Raw genomic sequence first — 26,157 nt, 5'->3', positions numbered from 1 at the left:
GCATGCTTAGTGCAGCAAGCCGTTTTTCCATATGTATTAAAGATAATAGGTAGTACCAGCGAACAGACCTACAGCATGCACAAAAAAACCTTCAACGCCACTAGAAAGTGGAGCTGAAGGTTCTTGTTCATTCAATCTTGCTTACAAAGCAGAAACTGAGTCTCAAAAAAACATTTCGAGATCGTCCATCAATGCAGCGATACATCCATTCCTATGAAGCAACATCCCGCTTTTTAAAGATATACCAGGTTAACGCGATGAATACGACATAATAAACGCCAAGCACGGCTAGGGAATTCCCTAAAGTCATGCCTTCCCTCATCGGGTTACCGTCTAAATACTGCGTTAGATTCAAGTGGATAAACAACAAATAATCGATCCACGTATAATCCAGCATTGCAATGAGTCCAACAAAGCTATTCACACCAAGCAGCAGGAAAAGCGCAAATCCGATAGCAAGCCCGCTGCTGCGGAATATGGTGGACAGCATGAAAGCCAATGTTACTGTCACAACCAGTGAAATCAGCGTTAAACCGTAGTATTTCAGCATATAGGAAAACGGATTGCCGCCTTCCATCCCTATAAATGTTGTTTCGGCATCTGGACCTGCATTTATTCCAAAGCAAATCCAGTTCACGAGCAGCGTGCTGCCAAACAAGATGATAGCAAGCAAAAGCGCGAATATCATAATCGATATATATTTAGACAATAGTATTTTGGAGCGCGACCAAGGGCGGATCAGCAGCAATTTTATCGTCCCGCTCGTAAATTCCTCTGCAACTCCCCCAGCTGCGATAACAACTGTAAATATGGTTACGAGCAAGAACAAAATGGATGATTCCATAAAGGCTACATCCCACATCGAGGTGCTGCTTCTTTCACCGAATATAAGCCATAAAATCGAAATCGTTAATACTAGCAGAACCAAAATCCCTGCCATTACCCACGTGCGAGGACGACGGTAAATTTTCATATTCTCATTCTGAATCAGCGGCAAAAAATTACCCAATTCGTTCCCCTCCAGTCACTTCGAGGAATTGATCCTCTAGCGTTTTGACTTGTGCACGGATACCGTACACTTTAATGCCAGCGGCGACGAGCGATGCATTGATTGCAGCCGTGCTCTCCCGGTCTGCTTCTACCGCAATCGCATTGGCTCCCTCAAGCTCACCTGCTAGACCCGCAGCTTGCAATACGTTAATTGCTGCTTGAACTTGATCAATCTCAATGACGACCCGATTGCTTGCCTTAGACGTGTGCTCGCCCTTAATCGTCCTTACATCAATCAGCTTCCCGTTCTGAATAATGGCAACACGATCGCACATTAGCTCCATCTCGGAGAGCAAATGGCTGGATACGAATACAGCGATGCCTTCTTCCTTGGACAACAAGCGCAAATAATCACGAAGCTCGCGAATACCCGCAGGATCGAGGCCATTCGTCGGCTCATCCAAGATGAGAAGCTGCGGTTTATGTAAGATGGCTTGGGCGACGCCTAAGCGTTGACGCATGCCGAGTGAGTATGTTTTGACCTTATCGCGAATTCGGCCTTCTAGTCCAACCAGCTTAACGACCTCGTGAACACGATGCTCGGTAATGCCTGGTATCATGCGTGCGTAATGAATCAAATTATCATATCCGCTTAGATATTTGTACATTTCAGGATTTTCCACGATTGCCCCAACATGACGAATCGCTTTCTCGTATTCGTTGGTTATGCTGTGCCCGCCAATCGTAATTTCCCCGTCAGTGAGCGACATCAAACCCACCATCATGCGGATCGTTGTCGTTTTACCAGAACCGTTGGGTCCAAGAAAACCAAATACTTCCCCAAGCGGCAAATCTAGCGTCAATCGATCAATGATCGTTCTTTTGCCAATTTTTTTAGTTACGTTATGCAATTTAACAATAGGCTGCTCCATATCTGTGCTCCTCCTTCAAAAATCCAAATCTTATTCATTATAAACGATTAAGGAAACAATTGGAAGTTTACAAAAAAATACACCTCCACCCTACAGCTGAGCTGCGGAATGGAGGCTTGAATTATCATTCGTTCGATAGGGCTGTATAACATGTTCGGCAACTTTCGCATCTGCGCGAAGGAACATTTTATAGTCATAGTTACTGGTCTTACCCGCCGTTCCTACTATAGCATCCAGCTTATCCTGCTCCACGCTGCATGCTAAGCAATAACCCATTGGATGTACCACTCGGAAAAAACCCGTTCGGAACAAAATGTCCGCTTCAGGATTTGTAAGCATCTCCCTGCAACTAACACAATAAAAACGGTCCTTTGAACATATCATCCGATAGATCGCTCCCTCTCTCTTTCGTAATGATTGTATCAACTTTTTATTAGATTATCGTTCGTTTCCAATTGCAGACGCTCGATCATAACGTCTATGGGCAGCCCACCTTGATATTTTTGTCCAATAAGGGACTTGCAGTACTGCAGCTTCAAGCAACCGTGAGCGCCAATGATGAACGTATATCGCTCTGCCTTTCCTATGAACGGCTCTTAGCTTTCCAATGATTTGTGGGTAGGGCACGGGCAGCTCAGGCACATCATAGGTATCCGCTCGGAATGTATAAATAGCTGGGTGCTGTTCATCATCTAAATCAATGATGCGATATAGCAAAAGCTGTCCTTCTTTGTTTACAAACAAGCACACATCGCCAATATGCAGATCCTTCTCGCGTACTTTCACGAATGTGGATACGTTTCCATCCTGTACGAACGGATACATCGCATCTCCGTAGCACGTAATATCGATAAAACCTCTGCTAGCAATGACCTTCGCAATAATGACAGCCAGCTCATTCCGAACCATCATCCTCTAGTCTCCTATACTATATTAATTTGACTAGTAATTTCATCCCAAGTGACACCAAGCCTAATGATATCGTCATCCGTAATCTGCTCGCCCGTTTGAACTTCAATCATCTCCATATTTACGATGGCACGTACGCTATGGCGGGCTCGTTCCGGTATCGTTATCGTATCCCCAGGTCCAATATGCCTGTACATCTCATCAAGAATTAGAATCCCTTCCCCTGATAAAACCGTCCATGCTTCCCTGCGTTTGAAATGCATTTGATAGCTCATATTATTGCCAGCTGCTATAAATAGCCTTTTGGTCATGCTATGTAATCCCGAAGCGAGGATCACTGAATCTACTACCTTGGAATGTCCCCAGCGCCGCTCCTCGTATTTAGGCTTCTCGTTCATGGACTGAAGCTTTGCATTCAGCATCGAATCGGCGTCTTTATTAGCAACGAGGATCCCATCAGGGCTTGCAGCCACTATGATATTGTTCAAACCCACAATTGAGATCGGTATGTCTAATTCATTAAATAGCTGCGACTTGTCGCTATCATATGAAATGTCCCCAGCCCCCAGCCTTTCAAAGGCTATTTCCTGGGATAAGGTTTTCCATGTTCCAAGATCTTTCCACTGCCCATCATAACGAATAACAGAGCGCAATGCCGTCTTTTGCGTAACCTCAGCCTCAAAGCTCGCTTTGGGCAGCTTATAATATTGCTTGTATAACTCATCGTAATGGATTGGCAGACCGCGGTTCATGAGCAACGTGATCATAAAATCAAGCTTGAACGCATAAATGCCGGTATTCCACAGCGCACCTGCTTTAATCAATGCTGATGCTTCTGCCTCATATGGCTTTTCCTTGAAAAGCTTTACTGCCTGCTCATACGAGCCTTCTTCCTCGCTCAGCCGGCTCGATTCCGGAATGATATATCCATATTGCTCAGAAGGGCAGCACGGCCTAGTCCCGACCATAAGCAGCTCTGAGCGGCTCTCTCTCTCCAGCTTCGGAAGTCCTCTGATACATGAAAAGAAATCACTTTCCACAAATGCGTCAACCGGCATTACGATAACCGTTTCGCTTAATGATACGCCTGCGATCGAATACAAATAGGCTGAAGCTAATGCTACGGCTGGATATGTGTCCCGTTGCTCGGACTCAAGAATGACCGGCGCTTCCGAGCCAAGCTGCCTCTGCAGCAGCTCGAGCTGCTCGCGACAGGTCGATATCCGCGTATGCTCCTGCAAATCCGCCTCATCCAGCTGTCGCCATAGTCGCTGCAGCATGGACTCCATCGTCCCATCCGGGCCTTCTAGCACCGACAAATATTGTTTGGCACGGCTGCTGTTTGACAGCGGCCATAACCTTTTGCCAGACCCGCCGGATAACAAAATAATTTTCAAAGCATAATCCCCCTTCTTGCAGTCCCTCGCCTAATAACTAGTAACGGCCTATCCGCTGTAATGCAGCCTTTTCGTATTCAATAGCCGACTATATAAATAATGGATTTTTTGCTGCTGTGGCTGCCTCTCCAAAATTTCCTGATTCATTACGCCTATGATCAAAGAACGCAGCGTATTCGAGCATTCGAACAATACGCCATGTGCATATTGGTTATCCTGTTTGGCATTCCAGACGATTTTTCCCCTAACGATAATCTGAACGTTTGAGATCGTCATTCTAAATTCAACAAAATAATTATGCTGAACGGGCAAGTGCAGGCCAGACAGAAAGCACAAGCCGTTTTGACTTAAATTAAGCAGTAGAACGGTAGTCGTCGAGGGAGTCAACTGCTGACCGTCCTTGCTTACCAATCTTAACTCTGCTTTTACGCCTTCCGTGAAGCGAAGCCTGATGTGGGCGCGCGAGGTATCGTTTGCATTTGTCGCCATTTGCCACTCCTCCATCGTACCTAGTACATAATTTGATTCTTTTTCCTCATGAATTTTCGCAAATGTATGCATAATTCTCACATCCGTATTAGAATAGATAGACAGAAGTCTTTTCATTACAGGAGGCATTGAATGAATATCGGCAATCGACTAGCGGCACTCAGAGCTGAGCGGAAATGGACGCAATTGCATACCTCTGCCGCGCTAGGCATCTCACGCGCTGCATTATCGCATTATGAGAAAAACCGAAGAGAGCCCGACTCTGAGACGTTATTGAAGTTCGCAAATTTATTTCATGTTACGGTCGACTATTTGATTGGCCGGACATCTATCCGGGGCCAGCAATTAAGCGATGGCGTGCGGAGTTTTGTCGATCAACTCGAGCTTGCGGATGATGAACTGCTGAATAAATATCAACTGACTATTGATGGGCGAGTTCTTACCGCGGAGGAAACAAAATGGTTTATTAACTTTGTGCGAGCAGAACGGTTGGAGAACTAATCCCTTCAACCACTGCCGGCCATTTAGCGCTGCATATCCCGATCTGATCGAATATGTCATCTATTTCAAGAACAATGACAGGTGACGGCATGACTGCTACTTCTGTTGTCCTCTTGACTTCGACTCTACTCATATGAATAAACTCCTAATAAGAAAGTGATAATGATAGAAATATTAACATCATTATACCCGACTCGCCGGATGGAATTTGTCAGTTAATGGGCGCATCTTTTTTCTAATTTGGTGGCATTTTGTCGAAAAACAAAAGGGACTGTCGCCTGAAGTAGTTTATGCTACTTCAGGGACAGTCCCTTATTTCAATCATTCAGTTACGACGCTTGAATATATTATTTCCCGCCTGCGCGCGCAAGCTCTCGTTTATTCGCTTCGAAGGCAGCAAGCAATGCTGCTTCTCCTACTAAACCGGTATCCTCAACCTTACGGATTTGCTCGAGCATGCGTTTGTAATCCTTCGGAATAACTTTGACGAATTTCGACAAAGACGCATCCCAATCATTCAGCAAACGTGATCCAATCGCACTTTCCGTATATTGCACATGTGCTTCAACCAAGCCCCGCAGCTCTGCTACATCGACCGACTCTTCAAGACGCTCCAGCAATACCATCTCAAGATTGCAATGATTGTAGAAATCGCCTTTCTCGTCGTAGATGTATGCAACGCCGCCAGACATACCAGCCGCAAAGTTACGGCCTGTGTTGCCAAGGATAACGACACGTCCACCTGTCATATATTCGCAGCCATGATCGCCTACACCCTCGACAACGACATTCGCTCCGCTGTTACGTACAGCGAACCGTTCGCCTGCCGCACCGCGGATATACGCTTGGCCGCTAGTTGCGCCATATAGCGCAGTATTGCCGATAATGACATTCTCTTCAGCCACGAAAGTTGCCTTCGGAGATGGTGCAACGATGATTTTACCGCCAGAGAGGCCTTTACCGACGTAGTCATTCGAATCGCCTTCGATCGATAGCGTGATGCCTTTCGGCACGAATGCGCCAAAGCTCTGTCCAGCCGTTCCAACAAAATGATAAGAAATCGTATCTTCAGGTAGCCCAGCTGCACCGTAGCGGCGAGTAACTTCACTGCCAAGAATCGTACCGACAACACGGTTCGTATTCAAGATCGGGAAGGTACCGCGTACGCGTTCGCCGTTCTCGAGCGCTGCTTGCGCAAGAGGAACCAGCTGCTGCATATCAAGCGATAGCTCAAGGCCATGATTCTGCTCTTGGATGTTGTAGCGAACAGCATCCTGCGGAAGATCCGCTTCGTACAGCAAGCCCGAAAGATCGATGCCCTTCGCTTTGTAATGCTCGCGAAGCTGCTTCGTTTCAAGAATATCAACGCGTCCGACCATCTCTTGAATGGTACGGAAGCCAAGCTCAGCCATAATCTCACGCAGCTCTTCAGCAATGAAGCGCAGGTAGTTAACGACATGGCTTGGGTCACCCATGAATTTCTTGCGAAGCTCAGGGTTCTGCGTAGCTACGCCTACCGGGCAAGTATCCAGCTGGCACACACGCATCATAATGCAGCCAAGCACGATGAGTGGTGCCGTAGAGAAGCCGTACTCTTCCGCGCCAAGCAATACTGCAATGGCAACATCTCGGCCATTCATCATTTTGCCATCCGTCTCAAGCACGACACGGTCACGCAGTTTGTTAAGCATGAGCGTTTGATGCGTTTCAGCTAGACCAAGCTCCCATGGCAGACCCGCATGGCGGATAGAACCCATTGGAGATGCGCCTGTACCTCCATCATAGCCGCTGACCATGATAACATCCGCGCGGCCTTTCGCGACACCAGTCGCGATCGTGCCTACGCCAACGCCGGAAACGAGCTTAACGTTAATCCGCGCGCGCGGGTTGGCATTTTTCAAATCATGAACGAGCTCCGCCAAATCCTCAATGGAATAAATATCATGATGCGGCGGCGGTGAAATGAGTCCTACGCCTGGGGTCGAGCCGCGAACCTCAGCTACCCAAGGATATACTTTAAGGCCAGGCAGCTGTCCGCCTTCGCCAGGCTTCGCGCCTTGGGCCATTTTGATTTGAATCTCATCGGCATTTACCAAGTAGTTGCTCGTTACGCCGAAACGTCCCGAAGCTACTTGCTTAATTGCACTGCGTCTGGAATCTCCATTTGCGTCAGGGATAAAGCGCGCCGGATCTTCCCCGCCTTCGCCCGTATTCGATTTGCCGCCAAGACGGTTCATCGCGATAGCGAGGCTTTCATGCGCTTCTTTACTAATGGAACCAAACGACATTGCGCCGGTTTTGAAGCGTTTCACGATCGATTCGATCGATTCAACCTCGTCTAACGGAATCGCTTGTCGTCCATCCTTGAATTGAAGCAGGGAGCGCAGCGTCAAATGCTTCTTGTCCTCGCCCTGAACGAGCGTCGAGAATTTCTTGTACAGCTTGTAATCATTCGCGCGCGAAGCCATCTGAAGCGTATGGATCGTCTGCGGCGTGAACAAGTGGTCCTCGCCGTCTTTACGCCATTGGTAATCGCCGCCCGAATCAAGCTCCTTCTCGCTTCCCTCTTGCTCCGAGAATGCACGGTTGTGATGCTTCAACGTCTCTTCAGCAATCACATCAAGACCGATACCGCCGATACGGGAAGGCGTCCATGTGAAGTACTCGTTGATTACATCCTCTATCAAGCCGAGTGCTTCAAAAATTTGAGCGCCGCGGTAGGATTGAATCGTTGAGATACCCATTTTGGACAATATTTTAATAACGCCTTTAGTGGCGGCTTTGATGAAGTTTTTCACTGCTTTCTCATGCGATACGCCACGAAGCATGCCTTGGCGAATCATATCGTCCAGCGTTTCGAAAGCAAGGTACGGGTTAACTGCGCTTACGCCGTAACCAAGCAGCAATGCAAAGTGATGTACTTCGCGCGGCTCGCCAGACTCAAGCAGAATGGCTACCTTCGTACGCGTACCTTGACGGATCAAATGGTGATGCAAAGCGGATACCGCAAGCAAAGCTGGGATTGCAGCATTGTCTTTGTCCACACCGCGATCGGAAAGAATCAACAGGTTATGTCCCTTAGCGATTACGCGGTCGGCAGCTTCGCACATTTGCGTAAGCGCGGCGCGCAAGCCCGTCTCCCCTTCGCTTGCAGGGAAGAAGATAGGGAGCGTGATGGAACGGAAGCCTGGGCGACGCACATGGCGAAGCTTAGCGAACTGCTCATTGGACAAAATCGGCGTATCCAGCTTGATATGGCGGCAGCTCTCCGGCTCAGGGTTAAGCAAGTTGCGTTCAGGTCCGATTGTCGTACCCGTCGCCGTAATGATTTCCTCGCGGATCGCATCGATCGGCGGGTTCGTCACTTGCGCGAACAATTGCTTGAAGTAGTTGTACAGGCGCTGCGGGCGCTCTGACAATACGGCAAGAGGTGCATCGTAGCCCATCGAAGCAATCGGCTCTGCGCCGCTGCCAGCCATCGGCTCAAGCACTTTCCGCACGTCCTCAAACGTATAGCCGAAAGCCTGCTGTCTCATTTGGACAGTAGCGTGATTCGGCTCGGGAAGCTCAGGCGCTTCCGGCAGATCCTCAAGATCGACGAGATGCTCATTCAACCATTCGCGGTAAGGATGCTCTGTCTCGATCTCCGCTTTCACTTCCTCATCGGAAATGATGCGGCCTTTCTCTGTATCAACCAAAAGCATGCGGCCTGGACGCAAGCGGTCTTTGTACAAAATATCCTCTGGCGGAATCTCGACGGTTCCTGCTTCGGAACCGAGAATGATATGATCGTCTTTCGTTACGTAATAACGCGCTGGACGCAAACCATTACGGTCGAGCACCGCACCGATTTTCACGCCGTCCGTAAAACCAAGCGCTGCCGGTCCGTCCCACGGTTCCATCAACGTGCTGTGGTATTCATAGAACGCTTTGCGCTCGTCGCTCATGTTCTCATGGTTGGACCATGGTTCCGGAACCATCATCATCGCGGCATGCGCCATCGAACGGCCCGACAAGAACAGGAATTCAAGCGTATTATCGAACATGGCCGTATCAGAGCCGTCAGGGTTAATGACCGGCTTGATTTTCTCGATATCGTCACCGAACAGCTCCGTTGCAAACAACGTTTGACGGGCATGCATCCAGTTCACGTTACCGCGAAGCGTATTGATCTCGCCATTGTGAATCATATAATGGAAAGGATGCGCGCGTTCCCAGCTCGGGAACGTGTTTGTGCTGAAACGGGAGTGCACGAGTGCCATTGCCGATACGACCGACTCATCGTTCAGCTCGGTGTAGAACGAGCGAACCTGCTCCGTTGTAAGCATCCCTTTATAAACGATCTTTCTCGAGGACAAGCTCGAGAAATAAAACATATTGCCGCCTTCTTTGCCGGCATAACGAATCGCAAGCTCCGAACGCTTACGAATCACATATAGCTTGCGTTCGAACGCCATGTTGTCCTTCAAACTATCGTTCATGCCAATAAATAGCTGACGGACATATGGCTTAACAGCCAATGCCGATTCACCTAGCTTCTTATCATCCGTTGGAACCGTACGCCATCCGATTACCGATTGGTTCTCTTCCAGAACAATCGATTCCACTTCACGCTCAATTGCGCTGCGAGCAGCTTCATCTTGGGGCATGAAAATCATGCCTACTGCGTAATGCCCTTCGGCAGGCAGCACGATTTCTTGCTTCTTTAATTCAGCCGCAAAAAAGGCATGCGGAATTTGAAGCAATATACCCGCTCCATCTCCTGTATTCGGTTCGCTGCCTTGACCGCCGCGATGCTCCATGTTCTCGAGCAGCATCAGCGCTTGGCGGATGACCTTGTGTGATTTGATTCCCTTGATGTTGGCCACAAAGCCCATGCCGCATGCATCTTTCTCAAACTGCGGATCATAGAGCCCCTGCTTAGGCGGCAATCCCAAAATATGTTCTTTCATTGTGTGCAACCTTTCTATGAGAAGATTTTTGGGTAAGCGTGAACGTGTTGAAAATAAGCACCGATGAATACGCATTACGCTTCATTTTTCGCTTGTTATATCATAGAATGGTAGTCAGCGAGGCGCATCGGCCTGCTCCTTTCCACCCATAAGCTAAACGGCTGCTGCTCCGGCAAAAAGAGCGCATCCGATTAATTGACCATATACCGGGCCTATACCGCGACATTGCGATTATTATATTATTTTAACATTAGGCCATAGCGGAATCAATTTAATATTTTCATAATTATTTGCACTATTTTACTACAATAGCACTGGAATATTGCCTTTATTCAGCAATGCTGAGGCCGATTCACCGCGAAATACAAGCATAGCATAGTTCGCTGCTTCTATTTCCTTATATTTTATCAGAAGGAAGTGTTCCTGTTGTATAGCAAGTTAAGGAAAGTGGCCGTTCAGCCTGCAGTGTCCATTATTATTGCGCTGTTACTTGTAAGTACGTTTGCACTGCATCCCCTGATTGGCCCTACCGTACGGGCAGCGCCTGCTTCCCTATCCAACTTGGCGGCTCCCGCCATATCCAAAACCTACCGTATCGTCGCCGTCGGTGATTCTGTGACTGCCGGCTATGAGCATGGCTTCACCGAGCACTCCACCCCATACGGCTATGTAGAGCATGTTTACGAGTAAGCCTTATTTCGCGGTTACCGCACCGATTATGCAAACTACGGCATACTTGGCCTTAGAACCGCCGGCCCTAATCGTTGGATGGAAGCAATAGTCAAAGGGATGGACGTCAAAAGCGCAGATATTCAGACAGGGCTACCCGATCCACGTGCCGAGCGTCTGATCGCTGAATCCCACTTGCTGGGTTCCGCATTGCAACAAGCGAACTTAATTCTGATAACGATCGGCGGCAATGACATGTACGCGATATTGGAGAAGCTCAAGAAAGGAGCTGATCCAGCAGAAACGGCATCAAGCTTAACGAATGCGCTGAGCGGGTATGAAGCAGAGCTTGAATCGGCGCTGCGGTTAATGCTCCGTCTTCAGCCCCAAGCGCAAATCATTATTGCAGACCAGTACTTGCCCATTCCTAAGCCGGTTAGGCTCGGCGCGCTTGTTTTTCCATTATACCCAGAAGCCGACCGTTTGTTCCTTGAATCAAGCGTAAAGCAGCTGCGCGAGCGTCTAAACCTTGTCGTTCGATGGTTGACGGCAGACGGCTATCAAGTGAAAGTCGCAAATGCCGCAGCCGCTTTCGTAGATAACGAGCTCCGCTACACATCCATTGCAGACGGCGACATACATCCAACCAGCGCGGGTTATGCGGCAATGGGGTTAGCCTTCGCAAAGGCCATATGGGGTGACTATCGCGAGGTTAAGGCCGCGGGAGCGAAAGAGCCTATTCATATCGTAATCAACGGAAAAGAGCTGCTTGATACAAGCGGCTCTCGAATTGTAATGAACCACACCTATTTGCCGCTCCGAAGCGTTGCGGAAGCCATGGGGGCGAGCGTGAAATGGAACGCCCCCACGCACACGGCAACGATTATGCTGGCAGACCGTACGGTCGGTATCACGGCCGGCTCCACTGCAATCACGGTGAATGGCGCAGCCATTTTGCTTGATGCGCCTCCTGCCTTTATTGACAACTTCGGCAAGTCGCTAACCCTGTATGTGCCGCTTGCAGCATTGTCCGTAGGACTCCAGTTCCAGGTCATCTATCGCGGCACCATAAAAACGGTCTTCATTAATAAATAGCAGTTTGTCTATTTGTATTCCTTCTGAAGCTGCTGCATCTGTTCGAGTGCCTTTGCGGCCCAGCGATGCAGGCGGTCCAGCGCGGCAACCTCTGCCTCGGCAGCAGCTTTCAATGATGCACCATACTCCGGTACGGAGCCCGCATAGGGAAGTACGTCACGCAGCAGCACCGTTGTTTTTTCTGTATAGCTAAGGGCACGCCGCTCATGGAACATAGGAACATCCGGATTATAAGGGTTATGCAAATCCCCCTGCTCCGGATGCTTCAGTACGGCTAACACCTTGACTACGGCGCGGGGTCCGTTTATTTCGATGAGCTCTCCTACATACTGACCGGATCGAACCTCAGCTTTTACATGGTCACCGATTTTGATGCCCTTGTCATTTTGATTCGTTATTTCCATTTTGATTAACCTCGCTTTTTGTTTTATTATCACTTGTAAAATATATGTAAATATAGTTAGGGACAGGGAAGCATAAGCTTATCACATGCACTTCGTCATTCTAGGATAAATTATCCAAAGCTTTATTCGCAACCCTTAAGGATAAAACTTGTGTTACTTGCACTTGCATCGTAATATGGAATTAGAAAAGTAGGTGGAATGAATGCGTAAGAAAAGAGTGCTCCTGCTCTCTGAAGGCTTTGGCTCCGGTCATACTCAAGCTGCCTATGCGCTCGCTGTCGGACTAAAGCAGTTAAGTCCGGGGATTCAGACCCGCGTCATCGAGCTTGGAAAATTTCTTAATCCGGTGCTTGGTCCATGGATAATATCCGCATATCGCAAAACAGTTAGCAAACAGCCCAAGATGGTCGGTCTTATGTACCGCAGCAACTATAAAAAATCGTTCAATCGACTTACACAGCTTGCGCTCCATCGCATGTTTTATACCCAGACATCGCAAGTCATCTCCCAATTGAAGCCGGATCTGATCATTTGCACGCATCCGGGACCCAATGCGGTTGTCGCAAGACTCAAGCGTCTTGGATTGGACATGCCGCTGTACACGTTAATTACGGATTACGATGCACATGGCTCTTGGGTGAACAAAGAGGTCAACCGATATTTGGTTTCTTCGCCTCTCGTTAAGGAGAGACTGATTGACAAAGGGATCGCGGAGAATCGCATAGAAGTAACAGGCATTCCCGTTCATCCGAATTTCTGGCATACATACGATAAAGAGGAAGTACGCGAGCAGTTTCAGTTGAAAAATATGCCGACGGTTCTCATTATGGGCGGCGGCTGGGGAATCATGTATGAGGACAATGCCCTCGAATACATGACCAAGTGGCGCGAAACCACCCAACTGATCTACTGCGTTGGCTCTAATGAGAAGATGAAGGAAAAGATGCTGTCCGATCCTCTCTTCCGGCATCCGAATATTCGCATCCTCAGCTTTACCCGAGAGGTCAACAAACTGATGGACGTGTCCGATCTGCTCATTACGAAGCCAGGCGGCATGACCTGTACGGAAGGCATGAGCAAAGGAATTCCAATGCTTTTCTACGAACCGATTCCCGGCCAAGAAGAAGAAAACTGCGAATACTTCATTAGCAACGGTTTTGGTGAAATGCTCGATTCGAACGATACCGTCGATCGATGGTTTTCGCTCATCCACGAGCCTTATGCCTCCGGTCAATTCAGAGAAGGTCTACTAACTAAGAGAAACCTACAATACGACCCAATGAGTTGTCCGAATGCCGTCCTGCGACTAATGCAGTGACGGCTTTCTTTTTTGGGGAGATTATGAAGCATAAATAGTGTGTACTTATTCAAATAGTATAATGAACGAAGGGAGCTGTTTATAATGGGATCACAGATGACCGACGGCAAAACGATTATTTTGAGGGTTGAGATTGATACCAATATCGCGCAATTCGGACGGGCTGCTACCGCGATTGAGCAAGCTAAGGGAGACATCATTGCAATCGACGTCATACATACGGATAAAAATAAAAGCTTGCGTGATTTGACCGTGAAAATTACCGAAAACGGCGCTGCTGAACGACTCACGTCCGCTTTGAAGGCCATTCCCGGCATTCGGCTCGTACACATTTCCGATCGTACCTTTCTGCTTCATTTGGGCGGAAAAATAACGATCCAGCCCAAAACGCCTATTCAAAACCGCGACGACCTGTCCCGGGTTTACACGCCTGACGTCGCAAGGGTCTGCCAAGCTATATTCGAAGAGCCCTCCAAGGCTTTTACGCTCACGGTCAAAAGAAACATGGTGGCAGTCGTGTCAGACGGAAGCGCTGTCCTTGGTTTAGGCAATATCGGACCTTACGCTGCCATGCCGGTCATGGAAGGAAAGGCGATGCTCTTCAAGCAATTTGCCGATGTCGATGCTTTCCCGATCTGTCTCGACACACAAGATACCGAAGCGATTATCGCTACTATTAAAAACCTGGCGCCCGCTTTCGGAGGCATTAATCTGGAGGATATTTCCGCACCGCGCTGCTTCGAAATCGAGCAAAGGCTTCGGGATGAGCTAGATATCCCCGTGTTTCACGATGACCAGCACGGCACGGCCGTCGTCCTATACGCAAGCTTGCTTAACGCATTGAAGCTGACTGGCCGGAGCATACGCGATACGCGAATCGTCATATGCGGCATCGGAGCTGCCGGCACCGCATGCACCAAAATGCTGCTCGCTGGCGGCGCGGAGCATATCGTTGGGGTTGACCGCGAAGGCATCCTGACTGCCGACAAGACCTATGACAACCAGATGTGGCAATGGTACGCGGACAATACGAACCCGGAGCGCCAAAGCGGCGGACTGGCAGAAGCTTTGAGCGGCGCTGACGTTTTTATCGGCGTTTCGGCTGGCGGTATACTGACACGCGCTCACATAGAGACGATGGCAAAGGACCCGATCGTTTTTGCAATGGCTAATCCAGAGCCCGAGATTAGGCCAGAGCTTGCGGAGGATATCGTTGCGGTGTTTGCCACTGGGCGCTCGGACTATCCCAACCAGATCAACAATGTCCTTTGCTTTCCTGGCATCTTCCGCGGTGCACTCGACAGCCGTGCAACGACGATCAATGAGGAGATGAAGCTTGCGGCAGCAGAAGCTATCGCATCTGTCATAAGCGATGACGAGCTAAGTCCAATGTACATTGTTCCGAGTGTCTTCAATACGCGCGTTGTCGAAGAGGTTCGCAAAAGGGTCATTCAAGCCGCTCAGCAGAGCGGCGTTTCCCGCCGTCAGACGCGGGAATAACATCGGCCACATAGCCGCGCCATAAGCAACCGATTATTTCACGGTAATTACAACAGGCCCAAAAACGTAAAGCACTCTATGAGTATTTAATAAACGCCGTATATCTATGGGATCATCCCGTAAATATACGGCGTTTTTCTGTTCAAGTATGATGGGAATATCCATTCATGCCACTGAACACGAACGGTACAACCCTTTATTGTTAAATCGGACGTTTAATAAAAGTGGTTGAAACCTATATGCGAATCATACGTATTCGTTCTTAGGAACTAGCATTAAAATGAACACATGACAACTATCATCTTCTTAACCGGATTAATTGTGCTATAATCAAAATATCAAGCGCTAAAGCGCTTTTTCAACAAGCTGCAGCATATATTAGCAAATAAGGGAGTTTCCATTTTCGAATATCTCGATAAGCAGGCTTTATGTGCAGTTAGTTGATGGAAAGGGAGCCTGGTAATGTTTCAAGCAGTTGTCGATTTTTTAAAGGATTTCGGGCCTCTGGGACTATTTATTCATGCATTTCTTGATGCCGTTATTTTTCCGATTCCAGCATTTTTCCTTCAAGTATCATTAAGCATTCTCAATCCATCTACAGCCTTATGGCTGGCTACCGTGGGCTATGTTGCTTGTCTCTTAGGTACACCCGTAGGGTATTATCTAGGCAAGGTGATGGGCAAATCAGTCCTATATAAGTTTTTGAAAAAAGAATGGATTGACGCTGCCACTGAAAAATTCCAGAAGAACGGCGAAGCCGCCATTCTCATCGGTTCTTTCACGCCTATTCCATTCAAAGTATTTACGATTCTGTCAGGCTGTTTGAACTTTCCAATCTGGAGATTAATCGGGTATGCGGCTATTGGACGGGGCTTGAAATTTTATATCGTCGGCCTCTTGTTCTATTTCTATGGACGTGCCGCTGAAAGCATGGTAAAAGACGTTTCCTTGTATATATTCTTCGGAGCCGTTCCAATCATCGTCGTGTATTTGATCATTCGCAAGAAACGCAACAAAAAAAAGGCTTTAGCGGAACAACAAGCACAGCCTGCGGCGCAAGAACCAATCAAGCAAACCGAAGGAACAACCATACAAATCGATTCTTAATTGCTATGTATAGAAACACGCAAGTGTAAACGGCTGTCGCCCTCCTCAGCGGCAAAAGCAGCCGTTTCGCGGAGATATATAAGCACATTATTATGTGAAAACAAATAAATTCTTATATATAAAAGGCCGATCAGATAAGTCTGATCGGCCTTTTTGCTTGATTATAACGCGCTTCCGCCAAACACGAGACGGTATTCCCAGTGCGTTCCTTCAATATTGCTGATTGTAACGCCACCGCCTTCATTGGAGTACGTGTGCAATACTTTTCCGTCACCTAAGTAAATGCCATCATGCGTGATCGTCTGCGAGGATTTGTCGATACCGTTGTACGCGGAAGCCTTACTTCCTTTATAGGACATGAAGAAAACCAAATCACCTCGTTCAAGCGCTCTCCAATTCGTATTTGCCGTTCCTTTATCTTTGACGTACTGGGCTTGCTGCCTTGAATCTGCCGGCAGCCTCACCCCTAGCCCATCTAGAAACGATTGCCTTACAAAGTCAGAACAGTCGAAGGTAGTCGTCGTGTTGCGGTCTGAACCGTATTCATAAGGCGTACCCAAATACTTCATTCCCGCAGCGATCATTTTCTCAACCGCCTCGTCCTTCGTTTCATCCGGTGCGGTGACTGGGCCTCCGTCATTGCCTGTCCCTCCATCCGGAATAGTGCCCGAGACGCTTAGATATGCAGCTTGCGTGCTCACATATCCCCTGACGCCATTGCCGTCCCGAACCTCATACCAATAGCTGTTCGTTTTTGCAATGATCGTCACTTTCTCGCCTTTCTTCAAATAACGGATGCGTTCACCTGACGTGGATGCCGCTTTGCGGAAGGAAACCGACGCTTTCACGGTTGCATTGCCCGTTTGCTCCGGTGCTGAGCTTTGCAGCTCAATATATTGGGAAGAAGTCGATATGTAACCCGTTCTGCCTGAGGAATCGGTTATTTTATACCAATAGGAATTGACCTTCTCGACAACCGCAACTTGTTCGCCTTTCTTTAGGCTTCGAATAATCGAGCCTGACGTGGAAGGTGCCGACCGCATATTTACGCCGGACTGAACCTCTCCTGCCTGTGCAGCAAGCGCTGCCGGAACCGAAATCGAACTGAATAATAACGCTGCCGTTAACGTTGCTGTTGCCATCCTTTGTTTCATCGTGTAATGCAAACTATACGCCTCCCTTGGTGTGAAAACAGTGAAAATATAACGGGTTCTGATCCCATTGTAGTTTCGTTTAGGGAAGACAAGTATCGTCCAATACACCTATTTAAAGAGGCGATCAAATGGGCAGGAAGACATATACAACCGCTGTAAAATAATGCAAAAAAGACGATCCCCCTTAGGAACCGCCTTTTCACCTATTGCTTTTAACATTCACAGCTGTTTCAAGACAGTTAAATCATTTTTTTCTCATAATTTTGGGTCTTTTGGGTAGATAATGAAAATGAGCCATAGGTACCATGCGTCATCACATCACCCGTAATTGGTAACAATTACCGCTTATTTCAATGCTTTTCAGTCGACATAATATCGGAAGTTTCGACATTCTCTTGAGGCTCCACATGAACATGGACACTCATAATATTATGCTTTCTACCCATTCGATGCTCAATCTCGTCGCTGATCTGGTGGCTCTCGATTAGAGAAAGCTCCGGGTCAACCTGAACGATGACATCAACAAGCACATGGCTTCCATGAACTCTTGCCTTGATATCCTTAATGGCCTTGACGCCTTTTGTTTTGGCAATCGTCGTGCGCAGCGTAGAAAGCTCATTCTCGTCAAATCCGTCTGTCAGTGCATGCGTCGAGCTATAAAAGATTTCCCAAGCCGTTTTGCAGATAATGACCCCCACTGCCAAAGCCGCAACCGGGTCAAGCCAAGGGAGGCCGAACTGAGCCCCAATAATGCCAATTGCTGCGCCGATACTGACAAGCGCGTCCGACAAATTATCCTTGGCCGCAGCAAGCAGCGCCTGGTTATTAATACGAAGGGCCAGCCTTCGGTTATAGATATATACGCCGCCCATGCAGACAGCCGCGAATAACGCGACCCAAGCAGAGTTTAGGCTCGGAATCTGGTGCTCCGAGTTGAACAATGACTTTACGGCGCCGATCAGTACCTGAATGCCTACCGTCGCCATGATAAAGGAAGCTATAAGCGCAGCAATCGTCTCTGCACGGAAATGCCCGTAAGGGTGATCCTTGTCCGGCGGCTTCTGCGATATTCGAAGTCCGATCAATACAGCAGCAGACGCCACGATGTCCGTTAGATTGTTGAAGCCGTCCGCAACGAGAGCTCCCGACACAAACCAGTAGCCCGCACCGAGTTTTAGCGCAGATAAAGCCAAGTAGGCCCCAATGCTAACCCAGGCACCTTTTTCGCCCTGTTTAATCTCCTCATACTGATTCAGTTTCAATACCCTCCCAAGCGTAAAAACGTATGTATTTGTAAAGCACTCCGATAACCTATCGGTATCATACCCGAACAAAGCCATGTGGGTCTAGAGAAACAGTGTTTACCAGGTGCGTACTTTTATGCATTGATGCAACAATTGGTCCCGACGCCAAAGCAGGTGCTTACAAATAAAAGCACTCTAGACGGAGGTCTAAAGCGCTTTGATTCCTATCTCTATTTTCAATGAAAGCTTTTTTCAGCGTATGATTGGCACATCATTTCAGAAATGAAACGAGCCGCTCGTCAACTTCAAATAACCTCGTAAATTCTTGCCTCGTAAGGCTTAAGCTCCATTTCGGGCGTCTCGCTGCTCCAACCGACCTCGGTCTGGCAGTAATTGCCAAGCATAAGCTTCAAACTTAAACCATTGTTGCCAAAACACGATTCTGAAAATGCAAAATTGCGGTGCTCCGCGCTATGATTGAGCAGCACTATCCACTCCGTCCCTTCCAGCTCGCGCACATAGACATACAAATGCGAATCCTCTGCGCTTATATCAGTGAAGTCGCCATACACCATAATCCGGTTCGCTTTGCGCAGAGCGATCAGCTTTCGATAATAAGCCAATACCGATTCCGGATCTTTCTCCGCTTGCGCAACATTGATCTCCCCGTAATTCGGATTGATTTTCAGCCATGGTTCTGCTTCTCCAAAGCCTGCATGCGGCCCGTCATCCCATTGCATGGGCGTCCTTGAATTATCACGGCTAAGCGGCTGCAAATCACGGAACACGACCGCAGGATCGCCACCTTTCCCCACTTCCTCTACATATCTATTTATCATGGCGATATCCTTGTAATCACCGATTGTCTCGAATCTGACCCCAGTCATCCCTATCTCTTCACCTTGATAAATATATGGAATGCCTGGCAGCGTATGGATCATGGTGCCGAGCAGCTTGGCCGACTCTACCCGATAGTCAGAATCGTTGCCGTACCTGGATACTTGCCTCGTATGATCGTGATTATTCAAAAACTGAGAGCCAAAGCCGCGCCCGTCCAACGCTTCTGCCCAAAGCCTCTGGATGCGCTTGAAACGCAGCATGTCCCACTCAGGCATTTCGTCCGCCACCTCGAAGTGAAACAGCGTATTGAGCTCATGGCGCTCCTCATCGACGAATAGCGGCCCCGACTCCGGTGTTGCGAAAGCAATTTCGCCAACTGTCATCATATCGTAATGCCTGAACACCTCATGGTTCATTTCCTGCAAATACCGATGAAGCCCCGCATTATGCGTCAAATATCGAATGTCCCGCGGATTTTCTACATCGGCAAACAGCGTTGGCTTTGCTAGCAGCGCGAGAGCGTCAAGCCGCAGACCATCCACACCTTTGTCGAGCCAAAATCGCAGCATCTTGTAAATCTCTTGCCTCATTTCTTGATTCGCCCAGTTCAAATCAGGCTGCTCAACCGCAAAGGAATGCATATAATATTGATTCGATGCTTCATCAAGCTCCCAGCATGACGGATTGAAATAAGAGCGCCAATTCGTTGGCGGTCTGCCTTGATAGCCATCATGCCAAATATACCAATCCCGTTTCGGATTGCTAGCCGAAGATCGTGATTCTTTGAACCATGCATGCTGATCCGAGGTATGGTTCACGACAACATCCATCATCAGCTTCATGCCCCGCGCATGCGTCTCTGCTACCAGCGACTCAAAATCCGCCATCGTGCCCGCTTTGTCCATTACTGCATAGTAATCAGAAACGTCATAGCCGTTATCTTTGTCAGGAGACTCATTAAAGGGGTTGACCCACACCATCGTCACGCCAAGCGACTGAATATAGTCCAGCTTCTGAATGATTCCCCTTAAGTCGCCGATGCCATCCCCATTCGTATCTCGGAAGCTGCGCCAGTATACCTGATACACGACGGATTCCTTCCACCAAGCCTCATTTGACTGCATGATGATCACTCCTTAATTATCAGATTGCGAGGTTCAAAAAACAAATGGCGCATGCTCGGCATTCGGTCGAGGCGCTGCGCCATTCCTATCGTACTGCAAACTTACTAACCTATCCTTTGATCGAGCCGCCGAGCATGCCCCGTACGAAATACTTCTGCAAGGCAAAAAATACAGCCAAAGGCATCAGCATCGAAACGAATGCGGCAGCCGTCAGCAGATGCCAATCATTTCCTCTTGAACCGACCATGTTGGCGATATTCATGGATAGCACCTGCACTTCCGGCTGGCTGCCAAGGAATATAAGCGATACCAGATAATCGTTCCACACCCATAAAAACTGAAAAATACTGATGGATGCAAGCGCCGGAACCGACAACGGCAGGATCAGCTTGCTGAAGATCGTGAAATTCGTGGCTCCATCCATAAATGCAGATTCGAACAAATCCTTCGGCAGCTGGCTGATGGAAGTGTACATGAAATAAGTTATGAGCGGCAAGCCGAACGCGGTATGCGCGAGCCATATGCCGAAATAGGTTCCGTTTAAGCCTAGCGATGTGTAATCGCGCAGAATCGGGATTAGCGCCACCTGCAGCGGTACGACAAGCAGGGCGATTACAATGACGAACAGCGTTTTTCGACCTGGAAAGCGAAGCCAGGCAAAGGCATACGCCGCAAAGGAAGCAATAAAAATCGGTATGACCGTTGCCGGTACCGTTACCGCGATCGTGTTCCAGAAGGAACGCGACATTCCGCTGCCCTTCTCCGTTTTCGTCGTCCCGTCCGGCATCGTAATCGAATAGCTTTTCCCGCCGAGCACCGTCTCGTAGTTTTGGGTCGTGAAGCTGGAAATAATCGTCCAATGCTTATCCTGTACATTCAGCAGTCTTGCTCGCCGATTTTCCCAAATCAGTCTTTCTCCGTTTACCTCCACGCCTGCACGCAATTGATCATCCGTATAGGTCACACCATTGACTTTAATCGGCTCCCGCAAATCCGTTTCCTTCGGAAGCTGAAGCTGCTCCGTGGTTTGCCAATCGCGATGGGGCAGTATGTTCCACCAGCCTGTAGACAAAATATCTGCTGCCGGCCGAAACGAGGATACCAGCAGACCAAGCGTCGGAATCGTCCATATGAGGCAGATGATGGCGAGCACCGTATTCACGAGCCATTTGGACTTGCGAATTTTTTTGTTTTTGCTCATCCTAGAATCCCCCCTCTCTACGGAACTGGCGCAGATTGACAATAATGACCGGAATAACCGCGATCAGCAATACGATAGCCAAAGTCGAGCCGTAGCCGGCGTTTTGATACATGAAGAGCTGCCGGTAGAACTGCGTTGCGACGACATCCGTTTCATATTGTCCGCCGGTCATGATCATAACCACATCGAATATTTTGAGCGTAAAAACAATAATCGTAGTCGTCACGGACAGCAGCGTCCCCGAAATGTACGGAATCATGATTTTGAAAAAAATCCGAACCTCGCCTGCGCCGTCCATCCTTGCCGCTTCCAGCGTATCCTCCGGGATGCTCTTAATCGCAGCCGAGAAAATAACCATGGCAAAACCCGTTTGCATCCATATGAGGATTGCGATCAGAAACAGATTGTTCCACGGCTGTATCATACTGAGCCATGCCTGCGGCTCGCCGCCGAACTTCACGACAATGGCATTCAATAGGCCGATTTGCTCCGTACCTGGCTGATAGTAATAAATGAACTTCCAGATTACCCCTGCAGCGACAAACGAAATGGCCATAGGCATAAAAATCAATCCTTTAGCCAGCTTCTCGAAGCTGCTGCGGTCAGCCAAAATGGCTATTAGCAAGCCTAAGCTTACGCACGCCAGCGTCCCGAAAAATACCCATAGCAGATTGTTGCGAAGCGCCATTAGGAGAAGCCGATCCGTGAATACGGCAACATAGTTGGCGAATCCGACAAAGTTGACCGACCCTGCATCAAAGAAGCTTAAATATAAAGTCCTAAGCGTTGGAAAAACGAGCAGCCAGCCTAGCAGCAGCACCGCCGGACCAACAAATACAAAAGGCAATATTCTTCGCTTCCATTGATCCGGATATTGCTCAACTACCCAGTTGAAGGAGTAGTAAATGGAATAGATGCCTAGCGCCCCCCAAAGCACAGCCAGCACCGCATTGAATACAGGCGGAAGGCTGGAGTCGCGGAAGAATAAAAAGATGCCCCAATGAATGGCAATATTCAAGGCTGGCACCACTACCGATATCAAGAGCAAACGCAGAGCATTGCCTTTTCGAGCTTGCAGTTCCATATGAGTCCTCCTCCAAGGTTTGCGTAGCAAACCTTACTTCGTAAGCAATAGCTTAGGTTTGCGCAGCAAACCTAACTTCGTAAGCAATAGCTTAGGTTTGCGCAGCAAGCCATTTCATAAAGTTATCGGTTAGCAGAGGCACTCGCCTTTCAGCGAGCACCTCTCCCCGTGATCTCTTACGGCTTATTTTTTGTAGCCAGCTTGGATTTCTTTCAATGCCGTGTCGAGATCAACCGTTCCGCTAACCCAGTCGGTCATCCCTTTCCAGAACGTGCCTGCGCCAACTGAACCCGGCATCAAGTCAGAGCCATCGAATCGGATCGTATCCGCTGTTTTTATAAACTCAGCCATTCTGCGTTCCTGATCATTCGGATACCATGAAGCGTCTGCGTCGTTCATCGGCGCCGTTACGCCTCCAGTTTGAATCCATGTTTTGAGTGATTCGCCAGTCGTGAAAAACTCAAGCACTGCGCGAACCTCTGGACGGTCATTGAACATGGCGTAGATATCGCCAGAGATTAAAGCAGGCTGGCCGTACTGCTCATCAATTGCAGGCAGCGGGAACCAGTCATAATCGTCTGCAGTCAAGCCTTCTGGGAAGAAGCTTGTAATGAAGCCAGCTTGACGGTGAAGCCACGCCTTTGGCGGGTTGTCAAAGAGCGGTTTCACCGCGTCGCCGAAAGAAGTCGTAGCGATCGATTTGCGGCCGCCATAAACATAATCTTCGTTGAACCAAATTTCAGCCATTTTTTCAGCGGCATTTTTCACGATGGGATCGGTGAACGGGAGCTCGCCGGTTAGCCATTTATCATAGTTTTCCGGTGTCGTCGTACGGAGCATAATATCCTCCATCCAGTCTGTTGCAGGCCAGCCTGTCGCAGTACCGCTCTCAATGCCGATACTCCAAGCCGGATCGCCGTCCTTTGCGATTTGATCCGTCAGCGTCATAAGCTCTGCCCATGTTTTTGGCACGGTATATCCAGCGTCAGCGAAAGCTTTTTTGTTATACCATACCAAGCTCTTCACGCTGCTTCGCGCCCATACGCCAGCCATGACGTCGCCGCTTGAGCCTTTCATCGTAGCCATATCCAACCAGCTTTGATTGTACTGCTTTTTCAAATAGTCATCGGTCAAAAATGATTTCACGTCAACGACTTTTCCTGCCTCTACAAATCCCTTCAATAGGCCTGGTTGAGGAAAATCCGCAATATCTGGCGCATTGCCGCCGTTCACACGGACAGAAATCGTAGCTTCGAACTCTTTTGAGCCTTCGTATGCAATATCGATTCCCGTTTTTTCTTCAAACGCCTTGATGCTTTCCGTGAATTTCACTTCATCTGCGTCCGTAAACGGTCCGAACATCGTTACTTTTTTGCCTTTGAAATCACCATTCATGGCTTGGGCAAGCGCGCTGTCGCCGCCATTCGCATCCGTATTCCCATTGCCAGCAGTTGCATCCGGCTTCTCAGTCGGCGTATTTGTCCCGTTATTAACATTGTTTTTTCCTCCGCAAGCCGTTATTGCCATAGCAAGAACGATTAGCAGAATAAAGGCAGTCAATGCTTTCTTTGTGTTTTTCGCGTACATAGACCTCATCCTTTCTTATTTAAACAATCCAGTAATTTCCTTAAACCTTCATGGCCATTTCGAAACATCAGAAGTCACTTTCCTCTCGCCGCTTGCCTCACCTCCTTTAAAATGCCAATACCGTTTTTTTTTATGCCCATAATCTAAACTGGATAAGCAAACACTATAAAGTAACCGTTTTCAATTAATATGAAAAGCTTTTCAAGATTTCCGGGCGGTGCTCGTTTCAAAAAGCTTTAAAGGCCTTTTGACAATCAAGCACCTATTGAACTATTTCATTCCGGTCGATTCTCTGATCACAAGCTGATGCGGAAGCTTTTCTCTCAAAACGGCAACCTCGCCGGTCGTAATCAGCTCATGCAGCTTCTCTACCGAGCGATAGCCGATATCATAGGTGGGTTGGTCAATCGTTGTCAGCTTGGGAATAAACATCTGCGCCATCCGAATGTTGTCAAAGCCGATGACGGACATCTGGTCGGGTACTGATTTGCCATGATCCCGCAAATAAGAAATGACACCCATTGCGAATTCATCCGATGCGGCAAATATAGCGGTAAGCTCGGGGCAACGGGCGAAAAGCTTTTCAGACGCCTCGTACGCATGCTCGAATCGATGCTCGGCAAACTCAATCTCATCCGTATGATGGACAATTCCAAACTCTAGCAGCGCTTTCTTATATCCGGCATAACGCGGTTCGCCGGAGATCGTATCCCCCAATGGGAAACTAATCATGCCGATACGGCGATGCCCAGACTCGATCAAATGCTTTACCGCTTCATATGCACCCTGCTCATCGTCAATATCAACGGAGGGGATGTCGTATTCGGGCGCATTCGTGGAAGCTAGCACGAAAGGCAGGCGATAACGCTGCATTTCCTCGTAATATTCTTCGTGCAGCGAGTCGCTAGCGAATATAATGCCGTCAACCTGCTTCTCAAAAAACGTCTGAACGTATGCGATTGTCCGCTTCTTGTCTCGGTCAGTATTGCAAATCATTAAGCTATGGTTCAGCATGACAGCGGCGTCCTGCATACCCCGAATGAGTCCTGCATAATAGGGATTCTCGATATCCGGTATCATCACGCCTAGCGTATCGGACTTTTTGTAGATTAAGCCGCGAGCGAAACCGTTTGGCTGGTACTGCAGCACCTCGATCGCTTCCAACACCTTCAAGCGCTTTTCTTCGACCACGGTATCAGGTGCATTCATGACTCTCGATACCGTACTAATCGATACATTGGCATACTTTGCTACATCTCGTATGGTCGATTTCATAGTTGCACGTCCTTCTTGCTCATTAGGATGGGTTGGAGCAAACGAGAGCATACTCCGTCTATCCTCGCACATTCATGAAAAGGCTTTCTGAAAACCTTTTCAACGATAGTATAGTCTCAAATATCCGGCTTTGCAACAAAAATTTACATTTGCTTGTCCGCTCAACAAAAGAGCATGCTTCATGCGGAAGCCGCTCTCTTCTTCACTCAACGATTGAATGACCTTCACTCCTATTGCTAGCCGCTCGATACCAGCCTCCCAAGCGGCTAATTGAAAGTTCTGAATCACGCCGCAAACTTCGCCATAGTTCACGGCAACGCCGGACCAGCTATCGCTATAATCTATGTTTTCCGAACCCAAAAAGAGAGCTCGCCTGTGAGATAAA

General features: G+C 48.3%; 23 protein-coding genes and 1 pseudogene. 7 read left to right on the top strand and 17 right to left on the bottom strand.

Annotation, left to right across the window (positions count from 1 at the left end):
- Window positions 1-211: 211 nt before the first annotated feature.
- The 6 genes from AC0YN3_RS08710 to AC0YN3_RS08685 form a co-directional block, all read right to left on the bottom strand.
- Window positions 212-1,009, bottom strand: a complete 798-nt coding sequence (locus tag AC0YN3_RS08710) for an ABC transporter permease (protein ID WP_475774709.1) — start codon at window positions 1,007-1,009, stop codon at window positions 212-214.
- Window positions 1,002-1,922 (bottom strand): ABC transporter ATP-binding protein, encoded by a 921-nt coding sequence (locus tag AC0YN3_RS08705; protein ID WP_475774708.1) that lies wholly within the window; start codon window positions 1,920-1,922, stop codon window positions 1,002-1,004. The genes AC0YN3_RS08710 and AC0YN3_RS08705 overlap by 8 nt, the downstream gene beginning before the upstream one ends.
- Before the next feature lie 90 nt (window positions 1,923-2,012).
- Complete coding sequence (locus AC0YN3_RS08700; RefSeq protein ID WP_183559280.1) at window positions 2,013-2,198, bottom strand: hypothetical protein; 186 nt, start codon at window positions 2,196-2,198, stop codon at window positions 2,013-2,015.
- Between the two features lie 162 nt (window positions 2,199-2,360).
- Complete coding sequence (locus AC0YN3_RS08695) at window positions 2,361-2,834, bottom strand: S24/S26 family peptidase (RefSeq protein ID WP_475774707.1); 474 nt, start codon at window positions 2,832-2,834, stop codon at window positions 2,361-2,363.
- An 11-nt stretch (window positions 2,835-2,845) separates the two neighbouring features.
- Window positions 2,846-4,228, bottom strand: coding sequence for a sugar phosphate nucleotidyltransferase (locus AC0YN3_RS08690; protein WP_475774706.1), 1,383 nt, complete (start codon window positions 4,226-4,228; stop codon window positions 2,846-2,848).
- Between the two features lie 48 nt (window positions 4,229-4,276).
- Window positions 4,277-4,717 (bottom strand): PilZ domain-containing protein, encoded by a 441-nt coding sequence (locus tag AC0YN3_RS08685; RefSeq protein WP_475774705.1) that lies wholly within the window; start codon window positions 4,715-4,717, stop codon window positions 4,277-4,279.
- A 132-nt stretch (window positions 4,718-4,849) separates the two neighbouring features.
- Between AC0YN3_RS08685 and AC0YN3_RS08680 the strand changes: the two genes are divergently transcribed.
- Window positions 4,850-5,218 (top strand): helix-turn-helix domain-containing protein, encoded by a 369-nt coding sequence (locus AC0YN3_RS08680; protein WP_475774704.1) that lies wholly within the window; start codon window positions 4,850-4,852, stop codon window positions 5,216-5,218.
- On the opposite strand, the gene AC0YN3_RS08675 is transcribed toward AC0YN3_RS08680, so the two are convergent.
- Together AC0YN3_RS08675 and gltB are read right to left on the bottom strand one after the other, a co-directional pair.
- Window positions 5,184-5,351 carry a hypothetical protein gene (locus AC0YN3_RS08675; RefSeq protein WP_475774703.1) on the bottom strand — a complete coding sequence of 56 codons (168 nt, stop codon included), beginning with the start codon at window positions 5,349-5,351 and terminating at the stop codon, window positions 5,184-5,186. The two genes, AC0YN3_RS08680 and AC0YN3_RS08675, sit on opposite strands and share 35 nt — an antisense overlap.
- 214 nt (window positions 5,352-5,565) lie before the next feature.
- Window positions 5,566-10,170: a glutamate synthase large subunit gene (gene gltB, locus AC0YN3_RS08670; protein WP_475774702.1), complete on the bottom strand. Its 4,605-nt coding sequence runs from the start codon at window positions 10,168-10,170 to the stop codon at window positions 5,566-5,568.
- Window positions 10,171-10,596: 426 nt separating this feature from the next.
- Here gltB and AC0YN3_RS08665 point away from each other — a divergent pair, with 426 nt between their 5' ends.
- The 3 genes and pseudogenes from AC0YN3_RS08665 (at window position 10,597) to AC0YN3_RS08655 (ending at window position 11,934) form a co-directional block, all read left to right on the top strand.
- Window positions 10,597-10,860 carry a hypothetical protein gene (locus tag AC0YN3_RS08665; protein WP_475774701.1) on the top strand — a complete coding sequence of 88 codons (264 nt, stop codon included), beginning with the start codon at window positions 10,597-10,599 and terminating at the stop codon, window positions 10,858-10,860.
- Between the two features lie 24 nt (window positions 10,861-10,884).
- Window positions 10,885-11,505 (top strand): annotated as a pseudogene (locus AC0YN3_RS08660) (SGNH/GDSL hydrolase family protein); the annotation flags it as partial.
- Window positions 11,506-11,934, top strand: coding sequence for a copper amine oxidase N-terminal domain-containing protein (locus tag AC0YN3_RS08655; RefSeq protein ID WP_475775107.1), 429 nt, complete (start codon window positions 11,506-11,508; stop codon window positions 11,932-11,934).
- An 8-nt stretch (window positions 11,935-11,942) separates the two neighbouring features.
- On the opposite strand, the gene kapB is transcribed toward AC0YN3_RS08655, so the two are convergent.
- Complete coding sequence (gene kapB, locus AC0YN3_RS08650; protein WP_475774700.1) at window positions 11,943-12,338, bottom strand: kinase-associated lipoprotein KapB; 396 nt, start codon at window positions 12,336-12,338, stop codon at window positions 11,943-11,945.
- 202 nt (window positions 12,339-12,540) lie between these two features.
- On the opposite strand from kapB, the gene AC0YN3_RS08645 reads away from it, so the two are divergent.
- The 3 genes from AC0YN3_RS08645 (at window position 12,541) to AC0YN3_RS08635 (ending at window position 16,263) form a co-directional block, all read left to right on the top strand.
- Window positions 12,541-13,656, top strand: a complete 1,116-nt coding sequence (locus tag AC0YN3_RS08645; protein ID WP_475774699.1) for an MGDG synthase family glycosyltransferase — start codon at window positions 12,541-12,543, stop codon at window positions 13,654-13,656.
- Window positions 13,657-13,740: 84 nt separating this feature from the next.
- Window positions 13,741-15,156 (top strand): NAD-dependent malic enzyme, encoded by a 1,416-nt coding sequence (locus AC0YN3_RS08640; protein WP_475774698.1) that lies wholly within the window; start codon window positions 13,741-13,743, stop codon window positions 15,154-15,156.
- Window positions 15,157-15,618: 462 nt separating this feature from the next.
- The gene (locus tag AC0YN3_RS08635; protein ID WP_475774697.1) at window positions 15,619-16,263 is read left to right on the top strand and encodes a YqaA family protein; all 645 of its coding nucleotides are present in this window, start codon (window positions 15,619-15,621) and stop codon (window positions 16,261-16,263) included.
- Window positions 16,264-16,424: 161 nt separating this feature from the next.
- Here the strand turns inward: AC0YN3_RS08635 and AC0YN3_RS08630 are convergent, their stop codons facing one another.
- The 8 genes from AC0YN3_RS08630 to AC0YN3_RS08595 form a co-directional block, all read right to left on the bottom strand.
- Window positions 16,425-17,429: a C40 family peptidase gene (locus AC0YN3_RS08630; RefSeq protein WP_475774696.1), complete on the bottom strand. Its 1,005-nt coding sequence runs from the start codon at window positions 17,427-17,429 to the stop codon at window positions 16,425-16,427.
- 338 nt (window positions 17,430-17,767) lie between these two features.
- Window positions 17,768-18,673 (bottom strand): cation diffusion facilitator family transporter, encoded by a 906-nt coding sequence (locus AC0YN3_RS08625; RefSeq protein WP_475775106.1) that lies wholly within the window; start codon window positions 18,671-18,673, stop codon window positions 17,768-17,770.
- A gap of 293 nt (window positions 18,674-18,966) precedes the next feature.
- Entirely contained in the window at window positions 18,967-20,625 is a 1,659-nt protein-coding gene (locus AC0YN3_RS08620; protein WP_475774695.1) for a glycoside hydrolase family 13 protein, read from the bottom strand.
- A gap of 109 nt (window positions 20,626-20,734) precedes the next feature.
- A complete protein-coding gene (locus tag AC0YN3_RS08615) occupies window positions 20,735-21,826 on the bottom strand; it encodes a carbohydrate ABC transporter permease (protein ID WP_475774694.1) in 1,092 nt (363 codons plus the stop codon).
- A gap of 1 nt (window position 21,827) precedes the next feature.
- Entirely contained in the window at window positions 21,828-22,910 is a 1,083-nt protein-coding gene (locus AC0YN3_RS08610) for a carbohydrate ABC transporter permease (RefSeq protein ID WP_475774693.1), read from the bottom strand.
- A 183-nt stretch (window positions 22,911-23,093) separates the two neighbouring features.
- Window positions 23,094-24,497 (bottom strand): ABC transporter substrate-binding protein, encoded by a 1,404-nt coding sequence (locus AC0YN3_RS08605; RefSeq protein ID WP_475774692.1) that lies wholly within the window; start codon window positions 24,495-24,497, stop codon window positions 23,094-23,096.
- Between the two features lie 270 nt (window positions 24,498-24,767).
- Window positions 24,768-25,772 carry a LacI family DNA-binding transcriptional regulator gene (locus AC0YN3_RS08600; protein ID WP_475774691.1) on the bottom strand — a complete coding sequence of 335 codons (1,005 nt, stop codon included), beginning with the start codon at window positions 25,770-25,772 and terminating at the stop codon, window positions 24,768-24,770.
- A gap of 99 nt (window positions 25,773-25,871) precedes the next feature.
- Complete coding sequence (locus AC0YN3_RS08595; protein WP_475774690.1) at window positions 25,872-26,132, bottom strand: hypothetical protein; 261 nt, start codon at window positions 26,130-26,132, stop codon at window positions 25,872-25,874.
- Between the last annotated feature and the right edge of the window lie 25 nt (window positions 26,133-26,157).

It is taken from the genome of Paenibacillus sp. J22R232, from assembly GCF_056269165.1.
Note: the sequence above shows the minus strand (reverse complement) of the source record. Positions and strands in the feature narration are given on the sequence as shown.

Bases quoted from the DNA above. Each gene is read 5' to 3' on its own strand.
- AC0YN3_RS08705 (WP_475774708.1), bottom strand. From the start codon at position 1,922: ATGGAGCAGCCTATTGTTAAATTGCATAACGTAACTAAAAAAATTGGC.
- AC0YN3_RS08700 (WP_183559280.1), bottom strand. From the start codon at position 2,198: ATGGGTTATTGCTTAGCATGCAGCGTGGAGCAGGATAAGCTGGATGCT.
- AC0YN3_RS08695 (WP_475774707.1), bottom strand. From the start codon at position 2,834: ATGATGGTTCGGAATGAGCTGGCTGTCATTATTGCGAAGGTCATTGCT.
- AC0YN3_RS08685 (WP_475774705.1), bottom strand. From the start codon at position 4,717: ATGGCGACAAATGCAAACGATACCTCGCGCGCCCACATCAGGCTTCGC.
- AC0YN3_RS08680 (WP_475774704.1), top strand. From the start codon at position 4,850: ATGAATATCGGCAATCGACTAGCGGCACTCAGAGCTGAGCGGAAATGG.
- AC0YN3_RS08675 (WP_475774703.1), bottom strand. From the start codon at position 5,351: ATGAGTAGAGTCGAAGTCAAGAGGACAACAGAAGTAGCAGTCATGCCG.
- gltB (WP_475774702.1), bottom strand. From the start codon at position 10,170: ATGAAAGAACATATTTTGGGATTGCCGCCTAAGCAGGGGCTCTATGAT.
- AC0YN3_RS08655 (WP_475775107.1), top strand. From the start codon at position 11,506: ATGGGGTTAGCCTTCGCAAAGGCCATATGGGGTGACTATCGCGAGGTT.
- kapB (WP_475774700.1), bottom strand. From the start codon at position 12,338: ATGGAAATAACGAATCAAAATGACAAGGGCATCAAAATCGGTGACCAT.
- AC0YN3_RS08645 (WP_475774699.1), top strand. From the start codon at position 12,541: ATGCGTAAGAAAAGAGTGCTCCTGCTCTCTGAAGGCTTTGGCTCCGGT.
- AC0YN3_RS08640 (WP_475774698.1), top strand. From the start codon at position 13,741: ATGGGATCACAGATGACCGACGGCAAAACGATTATTTTGAGGGTTGAG.
- AC0YN3_RS08635 (WP_475774697.1), top strand. From the start codon at position 15,619: ATGTTTCAAGCAGTTGTCGATTTTTTAAAGGATTTCGGGCCTCTGGGA.
- AC0YN3_RS08620 (WP_475774695.1), bottom strand. From the start codon at position 20,625: ATGCAGTCAAATGAGGCTTGGTGGAAGGAATCCGTCGTGTATCAGGTA.
- AC0YN3_RS08615 (WP_475774694.1), bottom strand. From the start codon at position 21,826: ATGAGCAAAAACAAAAAAATTCGCAAGTCCAAATGGCTCGTGAATACG.
- AC0YN3_RS08610 (WP_475774693.1), bottom strand. From the start codon at position 22,910: ATGGAACTGCAAGCTCGAAAAGGCAATGCTCTGCGTTTGCTCTTGATA.
- AC0YN3_RS08605 (WP_475774692.1), bottom strand. From the start codon at position 24,497: ATGTACGCGAAAAACACAAAGAAAGCATTGACTGCCTTTATTCTGCTA.
- AC0YN3_RS08600 (WP_475774691.1), bottom strand. From the start codon at position 25,772: ATGAAATCGACCATACGAGATGTAGCAAAGTATGCCAATGTATCGATT.